General features: G+C 47.9%; 24 protein-coding genes. 17 read left to right on the top strand and 7 right to left on the bottom strand.

Translation table 11 applies throughout. The annotated features are described in order from the left end of the window. Positions 1-78 precede the first annotated feature (78 nt). Complete coding sequence (locus HFV01_RS27060; RefSeq protein WP_071533543.1) at positions 79-333, top strand: DUF268 domain-containing protein; 255 nt, start codon at positions 79-81, stop codon at positions 331-333. Here the strand turns inward: HFV01_RS27060 and HFV01_RS27055 are convergent. Then, positions 321-2174 (bottom strand): putative capsular polysaccharide synthesis family protein, encoded by a 1854-nt coding sequence (locus tag HFV01_RS27055; protein ID WP_006622337.1) that lies wholly within the window; start codon positions 2172-2174, stop codon positions 321-323. The genes HFV01_RS27060 and HFV01_RS27055 overlap by 13 nt on opposite strands. 106 nt (positions 2175-2280) lie before the next feature. On the opposite strand from HFV01_RS27055, the gene HFV01_RS27050 reads away from it, so the two are divergent. The 16 genes from HFV01_RS27050 (at position 2281) to HFV01_RS26975 (ending at position 16097) form a co-directional block, all read left to right on the top strand. Next, positions 2281-3162, top strand: coding sequence for a DUF2887 domain-containing protein (locus HFV01_RS27050; protein ID WP_035759979.1), 882 nt, complete (start codon positions 2281-2283; stop codon positions 3160-3162). A gap of 131 nt (positions 3163-3293) precedes the next feature. Then, positions 3294-4175, top strand: coding sequence for a DUF2887 domain-containing protein (locus HFV01_RS27045; RefSeq protein ID WP_193521319.1), 882 nt, complete (start codon positions 3294-3296; stop codon positions 4173-4175). A 131-nt stretch (positions 4176-4306) separates the two neighbouring features. Next, a complete protein-coding gene (locus tag HFV01_RS27040; RefSeq protein ID WP_193521318.1) occupies positions 4307-5164 on the top strand; it encodes a DUF2887 domain-containing protein in 858 nt (285 codons plus the stop codon). A gap of 131 nt (positions 5165-5295) precedes the next feature. After that, entirely contained in the window at positions 5296-6141 is an 846-nt protein-coding gene (locus tag HFV01_RS27035) for a DUF2887 domain-containing protein (RefSeq protein ID WP_193520585.1), read from the top strand. Next, positions 6131-6418 carry a hypothetical protein gene (locus HFV01_RS27030; RefSeq protein WP_187758846.1) on the top strand — a complete coding sequence of 96 codons (288 nt, stop codon included), beginning with the start codon at positions 6131-6133 and terminating at the stop codon, positions 6416-6418. The genes HFV01_RS27035 and HFV01_RS27030 overlap by 11 nt, the downstream gene beginning before the upstream one ends. A 25-nt stretch (positions 6419-6443) precedes the next feature. After that, a complete protein-coding gene (locus HFV01_RS27025) occupies positions 6444-7385 on the top strand; it encodes a DUF2887 domain-containing protein (protein WP_193520584.1) in 942 nt (313 codons plus the stop codon). Positions 7386-7516: 131 nt separating this feature from the next. Further along, entirely contained in the window at positions 7517-8410 is an 894-nt protein-coding gene (locus HFV01_RS27020) for a DUF2887 domain-containing protein (protein ID WP_193520583.1), read from the top strand. Positions 8411-8541: 131 nt separating this feature from the next. After that, complete coding sequence (locus HFV01_RS27015; RefSeq protein WP_193520582.1) at positions 8542-9483, top strand: DUF2887 domain-containing protein; 942 nt, start codon at positions 8542-8544, stop codon at positions 9481-9483. A gap of 131 nt (positions 9484-9614) precedes the next feature. Continuing rightward, entirely contained in the window at positions 9615-10532 is a 918-nt protein-coding gene (locus HFV01_RS27010) for a DUF2887 domain-containing protein (RefSeq protein ID WP_193520581.1), read from the top strand. A 131-nt stretch (positions 10533-10663) separates the two neighbouring features. Beyond that, positions 10664-11497, top strand: a complete 834-nt coding sequence (locus HFV01_RS27005; protein WP_193520580.1) for a DUF2887 domain-containing protein — start codon at positions 10664-10666, stop codon at positions 11495-11497. Continuing rightward, on the top strand, positions 11487-11774 hold the full coding sequence (locus HFV01_RS27000; RefSeq protein WP_187758846.1) for a hypothetical protein: 288 nt from the start codon (positions 11487-11489) through the stop codon (positions 11772-11774). The genes HFV01_RS27005 and HFV01_RS27000 overlap by 11 nt, the downstream gene beginning before the upstream one ends. A 25-nt stretch (positions 11775-11799) precedes the next feature. Beyond that, positions 11800-12693: a DUF2887 domain-containing protein gene (locus tag HFV01_RS26995; RefSeq protein ID WP_193520579.1), complete on the top strand. Its 894-nt coding sequence runs from the start codon at positions 11800-11802 to the stop codon at positions 12691-12693. 18 nt (positions 12694-12711) lie between these two features. After that, positions 12712-13113: a hypothetical protein gene (locus HFV01_RS26990; RefSeq protein WP_193520578.1), complete on the top strand. Its 402-nt coding sequence runs from the start codon at positions 12712-12714 to the stop codon at positions 13111-13113. Positions 13114-13213: 100 nt separating this feature from the next. Further along, positions 13214-14071 (top strand): DUF2887 domain-containing protein, encoded by an 858-nt coding sequence (locus HFV01_RS26985; RefSeq protein WP_193520577.1) that lies wholly within the window; start codon positions 13214-13216, stop codon positions 14069-14071. Between the two features lie 131 nt (positions 14072-14202). Further along, positions 14203-15132, top strand: a complete 930-nt coding sequence (locus HFV01_RS26980; RefSeq protein WP_193520576.1) for a DUF2887 domain-containing protein — start codon at positions 14203-14205, stop codon at positions 15130-15132. 131 nt (positions 15133-15263) lie between these two features. Further along, entirely contained in the window at positions 15264-16097 is an 834-nt protein-coding gene (locus HFV01_RS26975; RefSeq protein ID WP_193520575.1) for a DUF2887 domain-containing protein, read from the top strand. A gap of 23 nt (positions 16098-16120) precedes the next feature. On the opposite strand, the gene HFV01_RS26970 is transcribed toward HFV01_RS26975, so the two are convergent. The 6 genes from HFV01_RS26970 to HFV01_RS26950 form a co-directional block, all read right to left on the bottom strand. Then, a complete protein-coding gene (locus HFV01_RS26970; RefSeq protein ID WP_193520574.1) occupies positions 16121-16504 on the bottom strand; it encodes a hypothetical protein in 384 nt (127 codons plus the stop codon). Continuing rightward, complete coding sequence (locus HFV01_RS26965) at positions 16459-16800, bottom strand: hypothetical protein (RefSeq protein WP_193520573.1); 342 nt, start codon at positions 16798-16800, stop codon at positions 16459-16461. Before HFV01_RS26965 ends, HFV01_RS26970 begins: the two co-directional genes overlap by 46 nt. Before the next feature lie 331 nt (positions 16801-17131). Then, positions 17132-17713 (bottom strand): hypothetical protein, encoded by a 582-nt coding sequence (locus HFV01_RS26960; RefSeq protein WP_315642545.1) that lies wholly within the window; start codon positions 17711-17713, stop codon positions 17132-17134. Continuing rightward, positions 17673-17981: a hypothetical protein gene (locus HFV01_RS31455; RefSeq protein WP_318286013.1), complete on the bottom strand. Its 309-nt coding sequence runs from the start codon at positions 17979-17981 to the stop codon at positions 17673-17675. Before HFV01_RS31455 ends, HFV01_RS26960 begins: the two co-directional genes overlap by 41 nt. Next, entirely contained in the window at positions 17978-18169 is a 192-nt protein-coding gene (locus HFV01_RS31450; protein ID WP_318286012.1) for a hypothetical protein, read from the bottom strand. The genes HFV01_RS31455 and HFV01_RS31450 overlap by 4 nt, the downstream gene beginning before the upstream one ends. Positions 18170-18207: 38 nt before the next feature. Further along, positions 18208-18552 carry a hypothetical protein gene (locus tag HFV01_RS26950; RefSeq protein ID WP_193520572.1) on the bottom strand — a complete coding sequence of 115 codons (345 nt, stop codon included), beginning with the start codon at positions 18550-18552 and terminating at the stop codon, positions 18208-18210. Between the last annotated feature and the right edge of the window lie 144 nt (positions 18553-18696).

Genomic DNA, 18696 nt, shown 5'->3' with positions numbered 1-18696 from the left:
GGGGAGTCAGCCAATTGGTCAGCCATTTAGTGAGGGGTAATCAACTGCTGCCGAGCCGTAAGCTAGAAGAGGCCGTGGATGCTTTTCAGAAAGCGATCGCACTTCATCCCCATTTCCCTGGCTGGATTTAATCTCTTGTTTTTCTCTGTTCCTGTGGGTCAAGATTGTCTGGTTTGGAATGCTCATCGCATTTATGGTAAGATCCGCTTGCCAATGATGTTGGAAGGCTGGAAAACGGTGGACAGTTTCGGGTTTTCCGAGTCTTTGATAGTCAATAAGCCCCTGGGAGCTTTTTCTTATGAACAACCTGTTTTTGTGCTTCAGAATTTATAAAATTCCTGAATTTGTGACTGGCTATAAAAATGCCGGGTAAACTTGGAACTTAACATCTTGTCTAAATAGTCTTTGGGAAGCACCAGTTTTTCCTTAAATTCTTGAAATCGGTTACTATACCACTTCTGGGAACTCATATTTTGGTTTTCTAGTTGCCAGTTGGTGATACCTGTAAACATTCGGATAACCTCCTGTTTTTGGCTATCCATTAGTTCCGCTTGCATAATCAAAATATGGTAAGATTCATGTAAGTAGGTTTGCCATCCTAACATCGAAAAAGGCTGGCTGTAAATATCAAAATTTAAGCATTTATTGAATTCTATGTCAAACCAATGTAGGGGAAAGTTGGGGTTTAATGTGCAAAATTTATTAATCAGTTCTTCAATACTCAACTGTAGAATTTCTTCTTGGCTTAAATGGGGGTAATATGTATCGAGGTTTTGAAAAAAGCCACTAACATTGACAGCAATGGGATTTCTGACCATGGAAATAATTTTTAAGGGTTCTCCTAACCAGTTTTTGAACACAAAATAGCCATCCACACAATGCCCTTTGTGCATATTTTTTTGGAGATAAGTTTCATCTAAGAAATGAATATCATAGACTTGTGAAGTGTAGTTTTTTAAAGATGTGGAAATCGAAGTTGAACCGACTTGTCCCATGGTGTAAACCAAAAAACGCTGCTGTTGATTTTGAGTGGGTAACGGGGACGAATTATGATATTTTTTGATGATGGTATTTAATAATGATTTAGCGGGTTGGTGGTCTGGATGAGATTTTAATAACTGATGCAGGCATTGTATCGCCTGTTGAGAATTACCTATTTTCTGTAAGCAGCAGGCTTTTTGATAGTAAAACTCGCTTAAATCCGATCGCAACTTAATACATTGTTCCCAAATCTCTAAAGCCTTTTGGTGCTGTCCTTGCTGGCTTAAATCCATCGCTGTTTCGCGCATGGTTCTGATATATTTGCGACCCGTAAACCGCATTTTATCAATAACGGTTTCAGCTTCCATGTTGATGGTGATGGCGGTGGGGTGTTTCAGCGGAAAGCTAATTGATTGGGTAGGTAAATTGGCGATTTCATCAACTTCCCAGGTGGTATGGGCGGCATCTGCGCCAAAACCAACATTAGAAATTAAGTTCTGATTGGGAATGATACATAAACCTCGATTCACCAAACAAGTAAATGTCCAAGCCCATCCCCAGGAATTAAAACCATTGTAGGTTAAATCAAAGATTTCTGCCCAATATTCGGCGCGGTCTTGACTTCCCAATAAATCTCTTAACCAATGGCGATCGCACTTGGTTAGCCAAGACTTTAAATCCGGGTCAAATAACCGCCAAGCTCGCCGCCATGTCGCCCATCCCCAATAAAAGCTATACTGGGAAAAATAATAGCTGGAATTTGCCGATTGATAGCCGTGGGTATTTTCTCCGGTAATTTGGAAAATTTGGTGATCATGACGATAGCGGATTAATAACTCTTGGCAAAATTTAAAAAAGCTGATATCCGGGATACAGTCATCTTCTAAGATAATCGCTTCTTCCACTAAACTAAACACCCAATTGAGCCCACTGGCGACTCGCTGTTTACAACCTAAGTTAAAATCCGAGTAGTTGGTTAAAACTTGACAATCCCAATCAACCGTATCAATAATGGCGCGAGTTTGGGCGCATTTTTCGGCTTCTAAATCATTGCCGGGTTCGGGACCATCAGCAATCACCAGTAACTGCTGAGGTTTGACTTGGCGAATCACATCAAACACTTTTTGAGTGGTATCTGGTCGCCTAAAAATGAGTAAAACGACGGGGGTGGTGAAAGATTGAATTTCAGGCATTTATAAATGATGACAAGGTTTCTTTATGTGGCATGGGCTGCTCCGATATGATACAATCTTTTCAGCCGTAATCAAATTGGACTCAGTACCAGCCCCGTCCCAAAAGATGAAAACTGACAAACTATTTTATCGCATTTTTCTATGGCAGCCGGAACTGATTGCTGAATTGGTTCCCGGCATTCCCACGGACTGCCAATTTGATTATAGCGCTCCGGTGGTCAAAGAACAAGAACAGCGCATTGATGGCTTATTTACCCCCGTGGGGGATGACCCAGATTTGCCCTTGGTGTTCGTGGAAGCGCAAATGCAGGCGGATAGGGGATTCTATGGCCGCTTTTTTCAGGAAGTGTTCATGTATCTGAGACAATATGAGGTGAGCCGACCTTGGCGGGGGCTATTGATTTTCTCCAGTCGCGGTCAGGGGTTGGGGGTGGAGACTCCCTATCGCCTGCTATTGGATAATTTGGTGGAAAGGCTTTATCTCGAAGATCTGATTCCTAGGTCGGATTTGAGTCCGAATTTGGCGTTGTTGCGGTTGTTGGTATTGCCGGAGTCGGAAACCCCAGAAAGCGCTCGTAATTTGTTGAATGTGGAGGCGAGTGAGGAGGTATTTCAGCGACGGTTGGACTTGGTAGAAAGTATAATGGCGAGTAAGTTTCCAGAGTTGAGTTTGGAGGAGATACGGGAAATGTTGGATATTACCCAGGTTAGGCTTGAGGATACCCGGTTTTATCGGGATGTGTTGCAGAAGGGTCGCCAGGAAGGTCGCCAGGAAGGTCGCCAGGAAGGTCGCCAGGAAGGTTTCCAGGAAGCACAGACCCAGATGCTGTTACGACAGTTAACCCGTCGCTGTGGTGAGTTGTCGGATATGCAACGGCAACAGGTGATATCTCTCAACTCGGGTCAAAGGGATGAGTTGGCGGAGGCTTTGTTAGATTTTGGGGGGATGGAGGATTTAGTGCGCTGGTTGCAGACAGATAAAAACTGACAAACTTATCCCCAACCAACTCAGAATTTAAGAAACCCGGTTTTTTGAAAAAACCGGGTTTCTGGAAACAAGCGATCGCCTTAATCAAAGCCTTAATCAAATTTAACTCAGTACCAGCCCCGTCTCAAAAGATGAAAACTGACAAACTATTTTATCGCATTTTTCTATGGCAGCCGGAACTGATTGCTGAGTTGGTTCCCGGCATTCCCATGGACTGCCAATTTGATTATAGCGCTCCGGTGGTCAAAGAACAGGAACAGCGCATTGATGGCTTATTTACCCCCGTGGGGGATGACCCAGATTTGCCCTTGGTGTTCGTGGAAGCGCAAATGCAGGCGGATAGGGGATTCTATGGTCGCTTTTTTCAGGAAGTGTTCATGTATCTGAGACAATACGAGGTGAGCCGACCTTGGCGGGGGCTATTGATTTTCTCCAGTCGCGGTCAGGGGTTTGGGGTGGAGACTCCCTATCGCCTGCTATTGGATAATTTGGTGGAAAGGCTTTATCTCGAAGATCTGATTCCTAGGTCGGATTTGAGTCCGAATTTGGCGTTGTTGCGGTTGTTGGTATTGCCGGAGTCGGAAACCCCAGAAAGCGCTCGTAATTTGTTGAATGTGGAGGCGAGTGAGGAGGTATTTCAGCGACGGTTGGACTTGGTAGAAAGTATAATGGCGAGTAAGTTTCCAGAGTTGAGCTTGGAGGAGATACGGGAAATGTTGGATATTACCCAGGTTAGGCTTGAGGATACCCGGTTTTATCGGGATGTGTTGCAGAAGGGTCGCCAGGAAGGTCGCCAGGAAGGTCGCCAGGAAGGTCGCCAGGAAGGTCGCGAAGAAGCACAGACGGAGATGCTGTTACGACAGTTAACCCGTCGCTGTGGTCAGTTGTCGGATATGCAACGGCAACAGGTGATATCTCTCAACTCGGGTCAAAGGGATGAGTTGGCGGAGGCTTTGTTAGATTTTGGGGGGATGGAGGATTTAGTGCGCTGGTTGCAGACAGATAAAAACTGACAAACTTATCCCAAACCAACTCAGAATTTAAGAAACCCGGTTTTTTGAAAAAACCGGGTTTCTGGAAACAAGCGATCGCCTTAATCAAAGCCTTAATCAAATTTAACTCAGTACCAGCCCCGTCTCAAAAGATGAAAACTGACAAACTATTTTATCGCATTTTTCTATGGCAACCGGAACTGATTGCTGAGTTGGTTCCCGGCATTCCCATGGACTGCCAATTTGATTATAGCGCTCCGGTAGTCAAAGAACAGGAACAGCGCATTGATGGCTTATTTACCCCCGTGGGGGATGACCCAGATTTGCCCTTGGTGTTCGTGGAAGCGCAAATGCAGGCGGATAGGGGATTCTATGGTCGCTTTTTTCAGGAAGTGTTCATGTATCTGAGACAATATGAGGTGAGCCGACCTTGGCGGGGGCTATTGATTTTCTCCAGTCGCGGTCAGGGGTTGGGGGTGGAGACTCCCTATCGCCTGCTATTGGATAATTTGGTGGAAAGGCTTTATCTCGAAGATCTGATTCCTAGGTCGGATTTGAGTCCGAATTTGGCGTTGTTGCGGTTGTTGGTATTGCCGGAGTCGGAAACCCCAGAAAGCGCTCGTAATTTGTTGAATGTGGAGGCGAGTGAGGAGGTATTTCAGCGACGGTTGGACTTGGTAGAAAGTATAATGGCGAGTAAGTTTCCAGAGTTGAGCTTGGAGGAAATACGGGAAATGTTGGATATTACCCAGGTTAGGCTTGAGGATACCCGGTTTTATCGGGATGTGTTGCAGAAGGGTCGCCAGGAAGGTCGCCAGGAAGGTCGCGAAGAAGCACAGACCCAGATGCTGTTACGACTGTTAACCCGTCGCTGTGGTGAGTTGTCGGATATGCAACGGCAACAGGTGATATCTCTCAACTCGGGTCAAAGGGATGAGTTGGCGGAGGCTTTGTTAGATTTTCGGGGGATGGAGGATTTAGTGCGCTGGTTGCAGACAGATGAAAACTGACAAACTTATCCCAAACCAACTCAGAATTTAAGAAACCCGGTTTTTTCAAAAAACCGGGTTTCTGGAAACAGGTGCGCGCCTTAATCAAAGCCTTAATCAAATTTAACTCAGTACCAGCCCCGTCTCAAAAGATGAAAACTGACAAACTATTTTATCGCATTTTTCTATGGCAGCCGGAACTGATTGCTGAGTTGGTTCCCGGCATTCCCATGGACTGCCAATTTGATTATAGCGCTCCGGTGGTCAAAGAACAGGAACAGCGCATTGATGGCTTATTTACCCCCGTGGGGGATGACCCAGATTTGCCCTTGGTGTTCGTGGAAGCGCAAATGCAGGCGGATAGGGGATTCTATGGTCGCTTTTTTCAGGAAGTGTTCATGTATCTGAGACAATACGAGGTGAGCCGACCTTGGCGGGGGCTATTGATTTTCTCCAGTCGCGGTCAGGGTTTTGGGGTGGAGACTCCCTATCGCCTGCTATTGGATAATTTGGTGGAAAGGCTTTATCTCGAAGATCTGATTCCTAGGTCGGATTTGAGTCCGAATTTGGCGTTGTTGCGGTTGTTGGTATTACCGGAGTCGGAAACCCCAGAAAGCGCTCGTAATTTGTTGAATGTGGAGGCGAGTGAGGAGGTATTTCAGCGACGGTTGGATTTGGTAGAAAGTATAATGGCGAGTAAGTTTCCAGAGTTGAGCTTGGAGGAGATACGGGAAATGTTGGATATTACCCAGGTTAGGCTTGAGGATACCCGGTTTTATCGGGATGTGTTGCAGAAGGGTCGCCAGGAAGGTTTCCAGGAAGCACAGACCCAGATGCTGTTACGACAGTTAACCCGTCGCTGTGGTGAGTTGTCGGATATGCAACGGCAACAGGTGATATCTCTTAACTCGGGTCAAAGGGATGAGTTGGCGGAGGCTTTGTTAGATTTTCGGGGGATGGAGGATTTAGTGCGCTGGTTGCAGACAGATGAAAACTGACAAACTTATCCCCAACCCACATTGTAGGGTGCGTCAGAACCGGGGAATTTTCATACTAACCGAATATTCTCGGTTGACGCACCACAATAGCGATCGCTTTCCCCCAAACTCTCAAAGGCTTCCCCAAAACTCTCCCACGCTTTCCCCCAAACTCTCAAAGGCGATCGCCTTCCCCAAAAACATTGTCGGGTCGTCAGAATTTAAGAAACCCGGTTTTTTGAAAAAACCGGGTTTCTGGAAACAAGCGCGCCTTAATCAAAGCCTTAATCAAATTTAACTCAGTACCAGCCCCGTCTCAAAAGATGAAAACTGACAAACTATTTTATCGCATTTTTCTATGGCAGCCGGAACTGATTGCTGAATTGGTTCCCGGCATTCCCACGGACTGCCAATTTGATTATAGCGCTCCGGTGGTCAAAGAACAAGAACAGCGCATTGATGGCTTATTTACCCCCGTGGGGGATGACCCAGATTTGCCCTTGGTGTTCGTGGAAGCACAAATGCAGGCTGATAAGGGATTCTATGGTCGCTTTTTTCAGGAAGTGTTCATGTATCTGAGACAATACGAGGTGAGCCGACCTTGGCGGGGGCTATTGATTTTCTCCAGTCGCGGTCAGGGGTTTGGGGTGGAGACTCCCTATCGCCTGCTATTAGATAATTTGGTGGAAAGGCTTTATCTCGAAGATCTGATTCCTCGGTCGGATTTGAGTCCGAATTTGGCGTTGTTGCGGTTGTTGGTATTACCGGAGTCGGAAACCCCAGAAAGCGCTCGTAATTTGTTGAATGTGGAGGCGAGTGAGGAGGTATTTCAGCGACGGTTGGACTTGGTAGAAAGTATAATGGCGAGTAAGTTTCCAGAGTTGAGCTTGGAGGAGATACGGGAAATGTTGGATATTACCCAGGTTAGGCTTGAGGATACCCGGTTTTATCGGGATGTCTTGCAGAAGGGTCGCCAGGAAGGTCGCCAGGAAGGTCGCCAGGAAGGTCGCCAGGAAGGTCGCCAGGAAGGTCGCCAGGAAGGTCGCCAGGAAGGTCGCCAGGAAGGTCGCCAGGAAGGTCGCGAAGAAGCACAGACGGAGATGCTGTTACGACTGTTAACCCGTCGCTGTGGTCAGTTGTCGGATATACAACGGCAACAGGTGATATCTCTCAACTCGGGTCAAAGGGATGAGTTGGCGGAGGCTTTGTTAGATTTTCGGGGGATGGAGGATTTAGTGCGCTGGTTGCAGACAGATGAAAACTGACAAACTTATCCCAAACCAACTCAGAATTTAAGAAACCCGGTTTTTTGAAAAAACCGGGTTTCTGGAAACAGGTGCGCGCCTTAATCAAAGCCTTAATCAAATTTAACTCAGTACCAGCCCCGTCTCAAAAGATGAAAACTGACAAACTATTTTATCGCATTTTTCTATGGCAACCGGAACTGATTGCTGAGTTGGTTCCCGGCATTCCCATGGACTGCCAATTTGATTATAGCGCTCCGGTAGTCAAAGAACAGGAACAGCGCATTGATGGCTTATTTACCCCCGTGGGGGATGACCCAGATTTGCCCTTGGTGTTCGTGGAAGCGCAAATGCAGGCGGATAGGGGATTCTATGGCCGCTTTTTTCAGGAAGTGTTCATGTATCTGAGACAATATGAGGTGAGCCGACCTTGGCGGGGGCTATTGATTTTCTCCAGTCGCGGTCAGGGGTTTGGGGTGGAGACTCCCTATCGCCTGCTATTGGATAATTTGGTGGAAAGGCTTTATCTCGAAGATCTGATTCCTAGGTCGGATTTGAGTCCGAATTTGGCGTTGTTGCGGTTGTTGGTATTGCCGGAGTCGGAAACCCCAGAAAGCGCTCGTGATTTGTTGAATGTGGAGGCGAGTGAGGAGGTATTTCAGCGACGGTTGGACTTGGTAGAAAGTATAATGGCGAGTAAGTTTCCAGAGTTGAGCTTGGAGGAGATACGGGAAATGTTGGATATTACCCAGGTTAAGCTTGAGGATACCCGGTTTTATCGGGATGTGTTGCAGAAGGGTCGCCAGGAAGGTCGCCAGGAAGGTCGCCAGGAAGGTCGCCAGGAAGGTCGCCAGGAAGGTCGCGAAGAAGCACAGACGGAGATGCTGTTACGACAGTTAACCCGTCGCTGTGGTGAGTTGTCGGATATGCAACGGCAACAGGTGATATCTCTCAACTCGGGTCAAAGGGATGAGTTGGCGGAGGCTTTGTTAGATTTTGGGGGGATGGAGGATTTAGTGCGCTGGTTGCAGACAGATAAAAACTGACAAACTTATCCCAAACCAACTCAGAATTTAAGAAACCCGGTTTTTTGAAAAAACCGGGTTTCTGGAAACAGGTGCGCGCCTTAATCAAAGCCTTAATCAAATTTAACTCAGTACCAGCCCCGTCTCAAAAGATGAAAACTGACAAACTATTTTATCGCATTTTTCTATGGCAGCCGGAACTGATTGCTGAGTTAGTTCCCGGCATTCCCATGGACTGCCAATTTGATTATAGCGCTCCGGTAGTCAAAGAACAGGAACAGCGCATTGATGGCTTATTTACCCCCGTGGGGGATGACCCAGATTTGCCCTTGGTGTTCGTGGAAGCGCAAATGCAGGCGGATAGGGGATTCTATGGTCGCTTTTTTCAGGAAGTGTTCATGTATCTGAGACAATATGAGGTGAGCCGACCTTGGCGGGGGCTATTGATTTTCTCCAGTCGCGGTCAGGGGTTGGGGGTGGAGACTCCCTATCGCCTGCTATTGGATAATTTGGTGGAAAGGCTTTATCTCGAAGATCTGATTCCTAGGTCGGATTTGAGTCCGAATTTGGCGTTGTTGCGGTTGTTGGTATTGCCGGAGTCGGAAACCCCAGAAAGCGCTCGTAATTTGTTGAATGTGGAGGCGAGTGAGGAGGTATTTCAGCGACGGTTGGACTTGGTAGAAAGTATAATGGCGAGTAAGTTTCCAGAGTTGAGCTTGGAGGAGATACGGGAAATGTTGGATATTACCCAGGTTAGGCTTGAGGATACCCGGTTTTATCGGGATGTGTTGCAGAAGGGTCGCCAGGAAGGTTTCCAGGAAGGTCGCCAGGAAGGTCGCCAGGAAGGTCGCCAGGAAGGTCGCCAGGAAGGTCGCCAGGAAGGTCGCGAAGAAGGTCGCCAGGAAGGTCGCGAAGAAGCACAGACGGAGATGCTGTTACGACTGTTAACCCGTCGCTGTGGTCAGTTGTCGGATATACAACGGCAACAGGTGATATCTCTCAACTCGGGTCAAAGGGATGAGTTGGCGGAGGCTTTGTTAGATTTTCGGGGGATGGAGGATTTAGTGCGCTGGTTGCAGACAGATGAAAACTGACAAACTTATCCCAAACCAACTCAGAATTTAAGAAACCCGGTTTTTTGAAAAAACCGGGTTTCTGGAAACAGGTGCGCGCCTTAATCAAAGCCTTAATCAAATTTAACTCAGTACCAGCCCCGTCTCAAAAGATGAAAACTGACAAACTATTTTATCGCATTTTTCTATGGCAACCGGAACTGATTGCTGAGTTGGTTCCCGGCATTCCCATGGACTGCCAATTTGATTATAGCGCTCCGGTAGTCAAAGAACAGGAACAGCGCATTGATGGCTTATTTACCCCCGTGGGGGATGACCCAGATTTGCCCTTGGTGTTCGTGGAAGCGCAAATGCAGGCGGATAGGGGATTCTATGGTCGCTTTTTTCAGGAAGTGTTCATGTATCTGAGACAATATGAGGTGAGCCGACCTTGGCGGGGGCTATTGATTTTCTCCAGTCGCGGTCAGGGGTTTGGGGTGGAGACTCCCTATCGCCTGCTATTGGATAATTTGGTGGAAAGGCTTTATCTCGAAGATCTGATTCCTAGGTCGGATTTGAGTCCGAATTTGGCGTTGTTGCGGTTGTTGGTATTGCCGGAGTCGGAAACCCCAGAAAGCGCTCGTAATTTGTTGAATGTGGAGGCGAGTGAGGAGGTATTTCAGCGACGGTTGGACTTGGTAGAAAGTATAATGGCGAGTAAGTTTCCAGAGTTGAGCTTGGAGGAGATACGGGAAATGTTGGATATTACCCAGGTTAGGCTTGAGGATACCCGGTTTTATCGGGATGTGTTGCAGAAGGGTCGCCAGGAAGGTCGCCAGGAAGGTCGCCAGGAAGGTCGCCAGGAAGGTCGCCAGGAAGGTCGCCAGGAAGGTCGCCAGGAAGGTCGCGAAGAAGCACAGACGGAGATGCTGTTACGACTGTTAACCCGTCGCTGTGGTGAGTTGTCGGATATGCAACGGCAACAGGTGATATCTCTCAACTCGGGTCAAAGGGATGAGTTGGCGGAGGCTTTGTTAGATTTTCGGGGGATGGAGGATTTAGTGCGCTGGTTGCAGACAGATGAAAACTGACAAACTTATCCCAAACCAACTCAGAATTTAAGAAACCCGGTTTTTTCAAAAAACCGGGTTTCTGGAAACAAGCGATCGCCTTAATCAAAGCCTTAATCAAATTTAACTCAGTAACAGCCCCGTCTCAAAAGATGAAAACTGACAAACTATTTTATCGCATTTTTCTATGGCAACCGGAACTGATTGCTGAATTGGTTCCCGGCATTCCCATGGACTGCCAATTTGATTATAGCGCTCCGGTGGTCAAAGAACAGGAACAGCGCATTGATGGCTTATTTACCCCCGTGGGGGATGACCCAGATTTGCCCTTGGTGTTCGTGGAAGCGCAAATGCAGGCGGATAGGGGATTCTATGGTCGCTTTTTTCAGGAAGTGTTCATGTATCTGAGACAATATGAGGTGAGCCGACCTTGGCGGGGGCTATTGATTTTCTCTAGTCGCAGCCAGGGGTTGGGGGTGGAGACTCCCTATCGCCTGCTATTGGATAATTTGGTGGAAAGGCTTTATCTCGAAGATCTGATTCCTAGGTCGGATTTGAGTCCGAATTTGGCGTTGTTGCGGTTGTTGGTATTGCCGGAGTCGGAAACCCCAGAAAGCGCTCGTAATTTGTTGAATGTGGAGGCGAGTGAGGAGGTATTTCAGCGACGGTTGGATTTGGTAGAAAGTATAATGGCGAGTAAGTTTCCAGAGTTGAGTTTGGAGGAGATACGGGAAATGTTGGATATTACCCAGGTTAAGCTTGAGGATACCCGGTTTTATCGGGATGTGTTGCAGAAGGGTCGCGAAGAAGCACAGACGGAGATGCTGTTACGACTGTTAACCCGTCGCTGTGGTCAGTTGTCGGATATACAACGGCAACAGGTGATATCTCTCAACTCGGGTCAAAGGGATGAGTTGGCGGAGGCTTTGTTAGATTTTCGGGGGATGGAGGATTTAGTGCGCTGGTTGCAGACAGATGAAAACTGACAAACTTATCCCCAACCCACATTGTAGGGTGCGTCAGAACCGGGGAATTTTCATACTAACCGAATATTCTCGGTTGACGCACCACAATAGCGATCGCTTTCCCCCAAACTCTCAAAGGCTTCCCCAAAACTCTCCCACGCTTTCCCCCAAACTCTCAAAGGCGATCGCCTTCCCCAAAAACATTGTCGGGTCGTCAGAATTTAAGAAACCCGGTTTTTTGAAAAAACCGGGTTTCTGGAAACAAGCGCGCCTTAATCAAAGCCTTAATCAAATTTAACTCAGTACCAGCCCCGTCTCAAAAGATGAAAACTGACAAACTATTTTATCGCATTTTTCTATGGCAGCCGGAACTGATTGCTGAATTGGTTCCCGGCATTCCCACGGACTGCCAATTTGATTATAGCGCTCCGGTGGTCAAAGAACAAGAACAGCGCATTGATGGCTTATTTACCCCCGTGGGGGATGACCCAGATTTGCCCTTGGTGTTCGTGGAAGCACAAATGCAGGCTGATAAGGGATTCTATGGTCGCTTTTTTCAGGAAGTGTTCATGTATCTGAGACAATACGAGGTGAGCCGACCTTGGCGGGGGCTATTGATTTTCTCCAGTCGCGGTCAGGGGTTTGGGGTGGAGACTCCCTATCGCCTGCTATTAGATAATTTGGTGGAAAGGCTTTATCTCGAAGATCTGATTCCTCGGTCGGATTTGAGTCCGAATTTGGCGTTGTTGCGGTTGTTGGTATTACCGGAGTCGGAAACCCCAGAAAGCGCTCGTAATTTGTTGAATGTGGAGGCGAGTGAGGAGGTATTTCAGCGACGGTTGGACTTGGTAGAAAGTATAATGGCGAGTAAGTTTCCAGAGTTGAGTTTGGAGGAGATACGGGAAATGTTGGATATTACCCAGGTTAGGCTTGAGGATACCCGGTTTTATCGGGATGTGTTGCAGAAGGGTCGCCAGGAAGGTCGCCAGGAAGGTCGCCAGGAAGGTCGCCAGGAAGGTCGCCAGGAAGGTCGCGAAGAAGCACAGACGGAGATGCTGTTACGACTGTTAACCCGTCGCTGTGGTCAGTTGTCGGATATGCAACGGCAACAGGTGATATCTCTCAACTCGGGTCAAAGGGATGAGTTGGCGGAGGCTTTGTTAGATTTTGGGGGGATGGAGGATTTAGTGCGCTGGTTGCAGACAGATGACAACTGACAAAACCCACATTGTAGGGTGCGTCAGAACCGGGGAATTTTCATACTAACCGAATATTCTCGGTTGACGCACCACAATAGCGATCGCTTTCCCCTTCCCTCTCCCAGGCGATCGCTTTCCCCTTCCCTCTCCCAGGCGATCGCTTTCCCCCAAACTCTCAAAGGCTTCCCCAAAACTCTCCCACGCTTTCCCCCAAACTCTCAAAGGCGATCGCTTTCCCCCAAACTCTCAAAGGCTTCCCCAAAACTCTCCCACGCTTTCCCCCAAACTCTCAAAGGCGATCGCTTTCCCCTTCCCTCTCCCAGGCGATCGCTTTCCCCTTCCCTCTCCCAGGTTTCCCCAAAACTCTCCCACGCTTTCCCCCAAACTCTCAAAGGCGATCGCCTTCCCCAAAAACATTGTCGGGTCGTCAGAATTTAAGAAACCCGGTTTTTTCAAAAAACCGGGTTTCTGGAAACAGGTGCGCGCCTTAATCAAAGCCTTAATCAAATTTAACTCAGTACCAGCCCCGTCTCAAAAGATGAAAACTGACAAACTATTTTATCGCATTTTTCTATGGCAACCGGAACTGATTGCTGAGTTGGTTCCCGGCATTCCCATGGACTGCCAATTTGATTATAGCGCTCCGGTAGTCAAAGAACAGGAACAGCGCATTGATGGCTTATTTACCCCCGTGGGGGATGACCCAGATTTGCCCTTGGTGTTCGTGGAAGCGCAAATGCAGGCGGATAGGGGATTCTATGGTCGCTTTTTTCAGGAAGTGTTCATGTATCTGAGACAATATGAGGTGAGCCGACCTTGGCGGGGGCTATTGATTTTCTCCAGTCGCGGTCAGGGGTTTGGGGTGGAGACTCCCTATCGCCTGCTATTGGATAATTTGGTGGAAAGGCTTTATCTCGAAGATCTGATTCCTAGGTCGGATTTGAGTCCGAATTTGGCGTTGTTGCGGTTGTTGGTATTGCCGGAGTCGGAAACCCCAGAAAGCGCTCGTAATTTGTTGAATGTGGAGGCGAGTGAGGAGGTATTTCAGCGACGGTTGGACTTGGTAGAAAGTATAATGGCGAGTAAGTTTCCAGAGTTGAGCTTGGAGGAGATACGGGAAATGTTGGATATTACCCAGGTTAGGCTTGAGGATACCCGGTTTTATCGGGATGTGTTGCAGAAGGGTCGCCAGGAAGGTCGCCAGGAAGGTCGCGAAGAAGCACAGACCCAGATGCTGTTACGACAGTTAACCCGTCGCTGTGGTGAGTTGTCGGATATGCAACGGCAACAGGTTATCTCTCTCAACTCGGGTCAAAGGGATGAGTTGGCGGAGGCTTTGTTAGATTTTCGGGGGATGGAGGATTTAGTGCGCTGGTTGCAGACAGATGAAAACTGACAAACTTATCCCAAACCAACTCAGAATTTAAGAAACCCGGTTTTTTGAAAAAACCGGGTTTCTGGAAACAGGTGCGCGCCTTAATCAAAGCCTTAATCAAATTTAACTCAGTAACAGCCCCGTCTCAAAAGATGAAAACTGACAAACTATTTTATCGCATTTTTCTATGGCAGCCGGAACTGATTGCTGAGTTGGTTCCCGGCATTCCCATGGACTGCCAATTTGATTATAGCGCTCCGGTGGTCAAAGAACAGGAACAGCGCATTGATGGCTTATTTACCCCCGTGGGGGATGACCCAGATTTGCCCTTGGTGTTCGTGGAAGCGCAAATGCAGGCGGATAGGGGATTCTATGGTCGCTTTTTTCAGGAAGTGTTCATGTATCTGAGACAATATGAGGTGAGCCGACCTTGGCGGGGGCTATTGATTTTCTCCAGTCGCGGTCAGGGGTTGGGGGTGGAGACTCCCTATCGCCTGCTATTGGATAATTTGGTGGAAAGGCTTTATCTCGAAGATCTGATTCCTAGGTCGGATTTGAGTCCGAATTTGGCGTTGTTGCGGTTGTTGGTATTACCGGAGTCGGAAACCCCAGAAAGCGCTCGTAATTTGTTGAATGTGGAGGCGAGTGAGGAGGTATTTCAGCGACGGTTGGACTTGGTAGAAAGTATAATGGCGAGTAAGTTTCCAGAGTTGAGCTTGGAGGAGATACGGGAAATGTTGGATATTACCCAGGTTAGGCTTGAGGATACCCGGTTTTATCGGGATGTGTTGCAGAAGGGTCGCCAGGAAGGTCGCCAGGAAGGTCGCCAGGAAGGTCGCCAGGAAGGTCGCCAGGAAGGTCGCCAGGAAGGTCGCCAGGAAGGTCGCCAGGAAGGTCGCGAAGAAGCACAGACGGAGATGCTGTTACGACTGTTAACCCGTCGCTGTGGTGAGTTGTCGGATATGCAACGGCAACAGGTGATATCTCTCAACTCGGGTCAAAGGGATGAGTTGGCGGAGGCTTTGTTAGATTTTCGGGGGATGGAGGATTTAGTGCGCTGGTTGCAGACAGATGAAAACTGACAAACTTATCCCAAACCAACTCAGAATTTAAGAAACCCGGTTTTTTGAAAAAACCGGGTTTCTGGAAACAGGTGCGCGCCTTAATCAAAGCCTTAATCAAATTTAACTCAGTACCAGCCCCGTCTCAAAAGATGAAAACTGACAAACTATTTTATCGCATTTTTCTATGGCAGCCGGAACTGATTGCTGAGTTAGTTCCCGGCATTCCCACGGACTGCCAATTTGATTATAGCGCTCCGGTGGTCAAAGAACAGGAACAGCGCATTGATGGCTTATTTACCCCCGTGGGGGATGACCCAGATTTGCCCTTGGTGTTCGTGGAAGCACAAATGCAGGCTGATAAGGGATTCTATGGTCGCTTTTTTCAGGAAGTGTTCATGTATCTGAGACAATACGAGGTGAGCCGACCTTGGCGGGGGCTATTGATTTTCTCCAGTCGCGGTCAGGGGTTTGGGGTGGAGACTCCCTATCGCCTGCTATTGGATAATTTGGTGGAAAGGCTTTATCTCGAAGATCTGATTCCTAGGTCGGATTTGAGTCCGAATTTGGCGTTGTTGCGGTTGTTGGTATTGCCGGAGTCGGAAACCCCAGAAAGCGCTCGTAATTTGTTGAATGTGGAGGCGAGTGAGGAGGTATTTCAGCGACGGTTGGATTTGGTAGAAAGTATAATGGCGAGTAAGTTTCCAGAGTTGAGTTTGGAGGAGATACGGGAAATGTTGGATATTACCCAGGTTAAGCTTGAGGATACCCGGTTTTATCGGGATGTGTTGCAGAAGGGTCGCGAAGAAGCACAGACCCAGATGCTGTTACGACAGTTAACCCGTCGCTGTGGTGAGTTGTCGGATATGCAACGGCAACAGGTTATATCTCTCACCTCGGGTCAAAGGGATGAGTTGGCGGAGGCTTTGTTAGATTTTGGGGGGATGGAGGATTTAGTGCGCTGGTTGCAGACAGATGACAACTGACAAAACCCACATTGTAGGGTGCGTCAGAACCGGGGAATTTTCATACTAACCGAATATTCTCGGTTGACGCACCACAATAGCGATCGCTTTCCCCTTCCCTCTCCCAGGCGATCGCTTTCCCCTTCCCTCTCCCAGGCGATCGCTTTCCCCTTCCCTCTCCCAGGCGATCGCTTTCCCCTTCCCTCTCCCAGGCGATCGCTTTCCCCTTCCCTCTCAAAGGCGATCGCTTTCCCCTTCCCTCTCCCAGGCGATCGCTTTCCCCTTCCCTCTCCCAGGCGATCGCTTTCCCCTTCCCTCTCAAAGGCTTCCCCAAAACTCTCCCACGCCTTCCCAAAACTCTCCCACGGCTTCCCCCAAACTCTTAAAGGCGATCGCAACCACCTCCACTTCCCCACTCTACCCGACACTTATATCGGTTTCCCGGAATAAAGCATTCGGTTATCCGTACTTGACAAAATTGCCCTAACCATAATCTACCCGTCAATTGACCATAATGGCGATCGCCTTCCCCAAACAACCATTGTCGGCTGCGCCAGAATTTAAGAAACCCGGTTTTTTGAAAAAACCGGGTTTCTCGAAGTTTCCAGAAACAAGCGATCGCTTTTCCCAACCACCCAGGGGTCACATATTCCTGTAGGGGCGGGTTCAACAGCCTATATTCTTCTTCACCAGCAGCTATATAAACCTGCCCTACTTTCCCCAAACAACCATTGTCGGCTGCGCCAGAATTTAAGAAACCCGGTTTTTTGAAAAAACCGGGTTTCTCGAAGTTTCCAGAAACAAGCGATCGCTTTTCCCAACCACCCAGGGGTCACATATTCCTGTAGGGGCGGGTTCAACAGCCTATATTCTTCTTCACCAGCAGCTATATAAACCCGCCCCCGTTTTTTGACAAAACCCCGCGAAACAAGCGATCGCGCAGTCGGAGTGCCACGTATCGCCCGCGTCGTCGGGCGACGTATCGCCGCAGATTCGGTTTGCCGGAATAAAGCGATCGCTTATTTGTTCTTGACAAATATCACTTTTTGTGGTAATCAGTCCCCCATGGGCAACTCATACAACAAAGGAACATCCCGCCTCACCCGGTCTAACTCAAAACCACCGATATCAGTTTGAGTTAACCGAGAGTCCAAAAAACCCATTAATTGTGCATAATTCCTCACCATAACTTGAGGCTTATATTTATACCTTTTCAACTGCCAATTCCATTCCTCGTTCAGCCTATCTGCGTAATCTTCAGCCTCCGGTTCAAATTGATAACCAATGATATAAAGTATCGGATATTTACCATTCTTCGTGCGTTGCTTATACCCCTGCAAATAGTCCCTCTCCAAAACCTCATTAATAATATCAATAGTTATCGTCCCTTTTTTCAACTCCATCAAAATATGTTGAGGGCTTGGGGTTTTCAACACCAGGTCAATAAAACGCTGCTTTCCCCGACAATTCACCTCGAACTCCACATAAAAACGCCAGGGCAAATATTCGCAAGCCTTAGCCAGATAAAACGTCAAATCCTTTTGATAATCCTTCTCAAACCGAGGTCTTCTAGCCAACACCCGGCGACTGGTTTCATCAAAAAGGACACCCCCACTTTTCCACTTGTCGTCTGGCATACTCGTCTTGTTCCTTGCGTCTTTTGACCCAGGCTTGATAACTGCTGTAGGTTTCTCTGAACCACTCGTTGTATTGTCTGGCGGTGTAGTAGTGGTATTTGGAGTATTTGGGGTCTTCGGGGTAGTCGTCGTCAAATTCAGCCCCAAATCTAATTCTAATTGCTTCATAATTTTCGTACCCATTGGTCAGCTTAATAAACTTCTCATGACTCCCCGACTGCTTATCAGGATGCAGTTTAATTGCCATTTGTTTATATAACTTTCTCATGCCACTTGATTATCTGCGGCTAATACCCAAGTTCCCGTTTCCAGGTGCGCCCAAATCGTCCCCTTTTTCGGGTAGAAAACACAACGCCCCTTACTCATTCGTAAAAACAGGACATTTGCCCACACCTCAATCACTGCCACATGGGGGTATTTTTCTTGAATTACAGCTAATGCAGAGGAATAGTTCATATTAACCCAACAATCCCGGCTCCCATAATTATAATCAACTATCTAACCCGATCGCAACCACCTCCACTTCCCCACTCTACCCGACACTTATATCGGTTTCCCGGAATAAAGCATTCGGTTATCCGTACTTGACAAAATTGCCCTAACCATAATCTACCCGTCAATTGACCATAATGGCGATCGCCTTCCCCAAACAACCATTGTCGGCTGCGCCAGAATTTAAGAAACCCGGTTTTTTGAAAAAACCGGGTTTCTCGAAGTTTCCAGAAACAAGCGATCGCTTTTCCCAACCACCCAGGGGTCACATATTCCTGTAGGGGCGGGTTCAACAGCCTATATTCTTCTTCACCAGCAGCTATATAAACCTGCCCTACTTTCCCCAAACAACCATTGTCGGCTGCGCCAGAATTTAAGAAACCCGGTTTTTTGAAAAAACCGGGTTTCTCGAAGTTTCCAGAAACAAGCGATCGCTTTTCCCAACCACCCAGGGGTCACATATTCCTGTAGGGGCGGGTTCAACAGCCTAT

It is taken from the genome of Limnospira fusiformis SAG 85.79 (genome assembly GCF_012516315.1).
GTDB classification, from domain to species: Bacteria; Cyanobacteriota; Cyanobacteriia; order Cyanobacteriales; family Microcoleaceae; genus Limnospira; species Limnospira fusiformis.
Note: the sequence above shows the minus strand (reverse complement) of the source record. Positions and strands in the feature narration are given on the sequence as shown.

Excerpts from the sequence above, each read along its gene's own strand:
- HFV01_RS27060 (WP_071533543.1), top strand. The coding sequence starts at position 79 with ATGCTTTTCAGAAAGCGATCGCACTTCATCCCCATTTCCCTGGCTGGA.
- HFV01_RS27055 (WP_006622337.1), bottom strand. The coding sequence starts at position 2,174 with ATGCCTGAAATTCAATCTTTCACCACCCCCGTCGTTTTACTCATTTTT.
- HFV01_RS27050 (WP_035759979.1), top strand. The coding sequence starts at position 2,281 with ATGAAAACTGACAAACTATTTTATCGCATTTTTCTATGGCAGCCGGAA.
- HFV01_RS27045 (WP_193521319.1), top strand. The coding sequence starts at position 3,294 with ATGAAAACTGACAAACTATTTTATCGCATTTTTCTATGGCAGCCGGAA.
- HFV01_RS27040 (WP_193521318.1), top strand. The coding sequence starts at position 4,307 with ATGAAAACTGACAAACTATTTTATCGCATTTTTCTATGGCAACCGGAA.
- HFV01_RS27035 (WP_193520585.1), top strand. The coding sequence starts at position 5,296 with ATGAAAACTGACAAACTATTTTATCGCATTTTTCTATGGCAGCCGGAA.
- HFV01_RS27030 (WP_187758846.1), top strand. The coding sequence starts at position 6,131 with ATGAAAACTGACAAACTTATCCCCAACCCACATTGTAGGGTGCGTCAG.
- HFV01_RS27025 (WP_193520584.1), top strand. The coding sequence starts at position 6,444 with ATGAAAACTGACAAACTATTTTATCGCATTTTTCTATGGCAGCCGGAA.
- HFV01_RS27020 (WP_193520583.1), top strand. The coding sequence starts at position 7,517 with ATGAAAACTGACAAACTATTTTATCGCATTTTTCTATGGCAACCGGAA.
- HFV01_RS27015 (WP_193520582.1), top strand. The coding sequence starts at position 8,542 with ATGAAAACTGACAAACTATTTTATCGCATTTTTCTATGGCAGCCGGAA.
- HFV01_RS27010 (WP_193520581.1), top strand. The coding sequence starts at position 9,615 with ATGAAAACTGACAAACTATTTTATCGCATTTTTCTATGGCAACCGGAA.
- HFV01_RS27005 (WP_193520580.1), top strand. The coding sequence starts at position 10,664 with ATGAAAACTGACAAACTATTTTATCGCATTTTTCTATGGCAACCGGAA.
- HFV01_RS27000 (WP_187758846.1), top strand. The coding sequence starts at position 11,487 with ATGAAAACTGACAAACTTATCCCCAACCCACATTGTAGGGTGCGTCAG.
- HFV01_RS26995 (WP_193520579.1), top strand. The coding sequence starts at position 11,800 with ATGAAAACTGACAAACTATTTTATCGCATTTTTCTATGGCAGCCGGAA.
- HFV01_RS26985 (WP_193520577.1), top strand. The coding sequence starts at position 13,214 with ATGAAAACTGACAAACTATTTTATCGCATTTTTCTATGGCAACCGGAA.
- HFV01_RS26980 (WP_193520576.1), top strand. The coding sequence starts at position 14,203 with ATGAAAACTGACAAACTATTTTATCGCATTTTTCTATGGCAGCCGGAA.
- HFV01_RS26975 (WP_193520575.1), top strand. The coding sequence starts at position 15,264 with ATGAAAACTGACAAACTATTTTATCGCATTTTTCTATGGCAGCCGGAA.
- HFV01_RS26960 (WP_315642545.1), bottom strand. The coding sequence starts at position 17,713 with ATGCCAGACGACAAGTGGAAAAGTGGGGGTGTCCTTTTTGATGAAACC.
- HFV01_RS31455 (WP_318286013.1), bottom strand. The coding sequence starts at position 17,981 with ATGAGAAAGTTATATAAACAAATGGCAATTAAACTGCATCCTGATAAG.
- HFV01_RS31450 (WP_318286012.1), bottom strand. The coding sequence starts at position 18,169 with ATGAACTATTCCTCTGCATTAGCTGTAATTCAAGAAAAATACCCCCAT.